Annotated in this window: 3 protein-coding genes; all 3 read right to left on the reverse strand. The window is 46.5% G+C overall.

Going from position 1 to position 4651, the window contains the following annotated elements; genetic code table 11:
* Positions 1–213: 213 nt before the first annotated feature.
* Entirely contained in the window at positions 214–609 is a 396-nt protein-coding gene (locus QUB16_RS32210; RefSeq protein WP_333322380.1) for an SH3 domain-containing protein, read from the reverse strand.
* A gap of 82 nt (positions 610–691) precedes the next feature.
* Positions 692–2485, reverse strand: coding sequence for an N-acetylmuramoyl-L-alanine amidase (locus tag QUB16_RS32215; protein WP_333322382.1), 1794 nt, complete (start codon positions 2483–2485; stop codon positions 692–694).
* A gap of 169 nt (positions 2486–2654) precedes the next feature.
* Positions 2655–4340 (reverse strand): NAD-binding protein, encoded by a 1686-nt coding sequence (locus tag QUB16_RS32220; RefSeq protein ID WP_333322383.1) that lies wholly within the window; start codon positions 4338–4340, stop codon positions 2655–2657.
* Positions 4341–4651: the final 311 nt, after the last annotated feature.

Raw genomic sequence — 4651 nt, forward strand, 5'->3', positions numbered from 1 at the left:
GGTTATTTGTGGTGTGGGGGCGGGTTTATATAGATTGTTTGTACTCGTTATATATTGTCTGTAAAACCCGCCCCTACGAAATTTCCTATTTCCGCCAGTAGGTTATTTGTGGTGTGGGGGCGGGTTTATATAGATTGTTTGTACTCGTTATATATTGTCTGTAAAACCCGCCCCTACATATATTGTCTGTAAAACCCGCCCCTAGGAAATTCCCTATTTCCGCCAGGTGTCAAATTGGTCTTCGGAACAGCCATTAATAAATTGATTGTTCACCCAACCGTCAAGGATTGTCAAAGTTTCATTAGGAGGATTACCCGAAAATCGGGCTGCAATTTTCACCCAATTACCTTGTCTGCTGACAGCCCTAACTCCGTCTCCCCTTTTCAATTTAGCTACAACCGGGTACTTATTGCCTGGGCCTTTGCGAATGTTAACAGCGCCACCTTCACCTGTAATAAACGAGCATTGAGTTTGCTTTTTTAAAGCTTCTGCTTTTGCGGGAGCAAGGCTTTGCTGCTTGCCGAAAACAGGAAAGCTGTAAAGTGAGAAGCTAAAACTTGCAACGACGGCTGCAATAAAAAAGGCTTTTGATTGAGTGAAAATTAGCATTATTTCATTTCCTGGGATGGGCTGAACTGAAGTCCTGACTATAATTTTTTTTTATAATGACTTCAGTCCTTACTACTAACTATTATTTGACCGAGGCAAACCATTCGGTAACACCTTGGGCGATCGCCTCGGCTAACTTCTTCTGTTCTGTCGGATTCACAATCCATTCAAACTCTTCGGGATTGATCATAAATCCCAATTCCATTAAAACAGATGGAGCAACGGCAGGACGAGTCATGGCTAAGTTGTTCCAGAATACACCATAACTCGGACGGTTCAACTTGGCAACTAAATAATTGTGCAAAAACATTGCCAAACTGTGCGCTTGCGGGTGAAACCAGAAAGCGCCGACGCCTTTAGTATTAATCGCGTCGCCGTTATCTGGCAAAGCATTGTAGTGAATTGAAATTGCGATCGCAGGTTCTTCTTTTTGAATCATTCCCACCCTTGGCGGCAAATCCAAATCGACATCTTCTACCCGCGTCATTACCACATTCGCACCGCGATTTACCAATTCCTCTTGCACCAATTTCGACACCGTTAAAGCTACTGTTTTTTCCCTAATTCCCACTGGACTCACAGCACCTGAATCCTGCGGCCCGCCGTGTCCCGCATCGATGAGAATCTTAATTCCCGACAGCGGCTTTGCTTGCGACACAGGCATCATGCTTGTATTCACCGGCGGGTGTTTTAAAGACAGCACTAAAGTTGTGCCCTCGTATCTCAACTTATAGCCCCACTGCTGGGCAGATTTGAGATTAAAAGTATATTGTACTTGCAGCGGCGATATTTGTTGCCATTCCAAACGCGAAATTACCGGGTCATCGTCGAGGCGAATAATGTCAGTTTGAGCGGTGGTATTGTACAGGGTTAAAGTGAAAGTGCGTTCTCCTTCCTGCACGGTGACTGGGACGGGTGTTTCTAAGGGAAATAACACCTCTGTCCAGCCGGAAACTTGACGCGATCGCGCGCTGCGAATAATCGATCGCGGAGGCACTGCATCCTTGACAATTTGCACTTCTGATGCTTTAATCCAAGCACCGTAATCGAGTCTGAGCCATTCTCCTTCCCGCCCGATAATTGTTGCTCGCGTTCCCTTCGGCAGCGGTGTCATCCGAGAAAAATCTGTACTCGCCCCGGTTCGGGCAACACCCGGATCGGCCGTTACTTCGGCTATTTCTAAGTCAGCCGGAGAGAGAATAGAAATCTTGCCCGTACCTTGTTGGCTGATAGTTCGATCGTTCATTGTTAGCTCAAACGATGGCACGCCTAAATCAACTGTTTCTCCCTTAGATGAGAGGGCGTTCTCAGGGGTTTTACCGCAGCCTTGATACTGTTGGCTGCCGCCTTTTTTGATCGGGGAGTTTTCACCTAAAAGTACAGATTTGTTGTCGGGTAGTTCGACTTGCGATCGCGCTTTTAAAGGAATAGTAATACCCGCCAATTTTACCGAAACTTGAGCATTCGCAGGTGCGATCGCCCCAAAGCAAATATATTCCCCCGGCAAACTCGCCACATCGACTTTCGGCGTCAGAGAATCTTTAGCAAAAGCCAATCCTACAGGGGCTACCGGCTGATTCGACTCGCGCGTCACCTTAATTTTGACTTCCTGATTTTCGTAACGCAAGGTAAAGACATTTTCGCCGAGTTGCAGGGGAAAAGTCGGGGCGAAATGGCCGACTGCGGTGCGCGAAATTTGGTTGCCATTTACTAAAACTTGTCCCGGTGCGGGCGCTGTACCGATTAAAAAGATGCGATCGGCTGTAGTTTTGTGGTTGGCGGGAGGATAAGCGACGAACAAAGGTTGAGCGGCGACAGCTACAGAGGCGATCGCCACGATCATCCCAAACACAACTAATCCTAAAAATTTTCTCATTCTAAATCGCAACTAATTGAGAGTCTGTTGATTATTTATACTAGAACTTGCCCTCCGAAACCTGATTTCAGAGGATTAGTCGTAAGTCTTATTTACTAGACAGATCCCATTTTATCAGGTTTGTAGTTGCAATTGAGCGATCGGCAAAATAAATTACCGCATCAAACCATTAAGTTTTAATTAATTCCGAGGTCGTTCTCCACAGTTGCTCCAACCGATTCGCCGGCATCGTCAAATACAAAACATCCCCCGTACTCAAACAACAATTCAGTAAATCCCAGCCGTGGAGAGTTTGACAATTAGTTTCCACATACAGAGGCACAAAATCCGCAGACATAGCAGCATCTTGAATATGGTGGCCACAGAAAGGATGGTTTGGCGTAATCAATGTGGCCAAGCAAACCCATAGACTATCAGCAGTCATTCCGTTGCCCAAAATTCTGCCTCCAATCGCCGCCGCCGCGAAAGCAGGAGCCGCCAATTCCGTCGGGTTCAAAACTCCTTCAAACTCAAAAACTTGCTGCACCATTAAAGCAAAATGTGGGTCTTGATTGCGGACAATAACTGATAGTTTTGGTGCCAATCCTTTAGCGCTCAAGGCAATTTCGACATTAGACATATCGCTGCTAGTAACAGCCAAAAGAGCGGCCGCTTGCTTAACATTAGCAGCTTCCAAAGTTGCGGGCAAACTGGCACTTCCCTGAATGACCGGAATTTTCATTGAGCGAGCCGTGTTCAGAAAGCGGCAGTTTGGATCTTGCTCGATCGCCACAATATCGTAACCGTTAGTGTGTAGTTCTTTAGCAATTTGGATACCTATTCCTCCGAGCCCGCAAATAATGTAATGATGGCGCTGCGGAACTCGCGCCACATCCCAATATTCGGTAAAGCGAGTTCCCAATACATAATCGTTGAGCAGCGCGTAGCAAATGCCGATGATGCCGGCTCCAACTAACATCATGACAACTGTAAATAGTTTAATGCTTTCAGGAGCTTGTTCGGCCACTTTTTCATAGCCTCCGGCTCCGGTAATCATCCCTACTGAAAAATAAAGAGAATCGACAATTGAGATATGGTTGTCAACACAAATATAGGTAGCAGTAGCAACGGCAATCATTGACAGCAGCGTCAGTACAACAATTACGGCTGCTTGGCTGTGCTGCTGAAATCTGTGCAGCTTAGTTAATGTTTTGAGCAGTTTTTGAGTTAAAGTTTTTTGGGGGCTGTGGATAGTCGGCTGAGTGGCAACAATTAGCCGATCGCCCTGCTGACACTGCCGATCGGCAAGCACCGCCGATACTAAATCAGTTTTGTTAGCAGCCGGCAGATAATAAATCAACATTCGCGATCGATCGTCCCACAAATCGCTGAGTTTTCGATTTTTCCAAGGATGTGTTTCATCGATATATTCTTCGTGAATCGGCCAAGTGCGATCGAACAAACGCAACTGTCCGATCGCCTGATTTCCGAGAGCCGCAAAGGCAAAAACCGGAGCCGCCAATGATGAAACGCTCATGGAAGCGTGATCGGGCAAAGTGTGGTCAATCCTGTCGCCCAAGCTAGTATTGAACAATCTGTTGATGATGCGAATCTGAGGATTGAGAATCCTCGCCTGCATCAAAATTGCCAAATTTACAGCATCATCGTCTCCTGCAATTACTAAAGTGTGAGCGTTTTGAATGCCAGCCGCCAACAAGGTAGAAGCTGCTTGCAAATTGCCGACAACCACATCAGAAGTTTCGCCGCGAATTGGGCGATCGCTAATACCAACCACAATCGCTCCTTGCTGTCTCAACAAACAAAAAATCTTGTGTCCCGTGTGGCCCAACCCGCAAACAATGATTCGAGGTTTCATAAAAATTTATTTGCCAGCCAATTTCGGAGCTGTGCTTTGTAGTTTTACTTACCATTGTTGACTGCTCTGGCTTTGAAGAATGTAGCTAAAAACACTATCTAGGATGCTTGTGCCGCAGTGGCCTCGAAGTTTTGGAACAAGGAAAGGACAGTGCCGTGTCTCTACAGCCGCGTTCCCCAGTTTTGAAACAAGGACACAGCAGTGCCCTGTACCTACAGATATGAGGTGCAACTAAGGAATGAGAATTAAATAACTTCCACAACTTTGTGGGATGGGCGTCCCGCCCGTCCAAAAAGGACGGGCGGGACGCC

Origin of the sequence: Microcoleus sp. D3_18a_C4, from assembly GCF_036702415.1 — a bacterium.
Lineage (GTDB): Bacteria > Cyanobacteriota > Cyanobacteriia > Cyanobacteriales > Microcoleaceae > Microcoleus.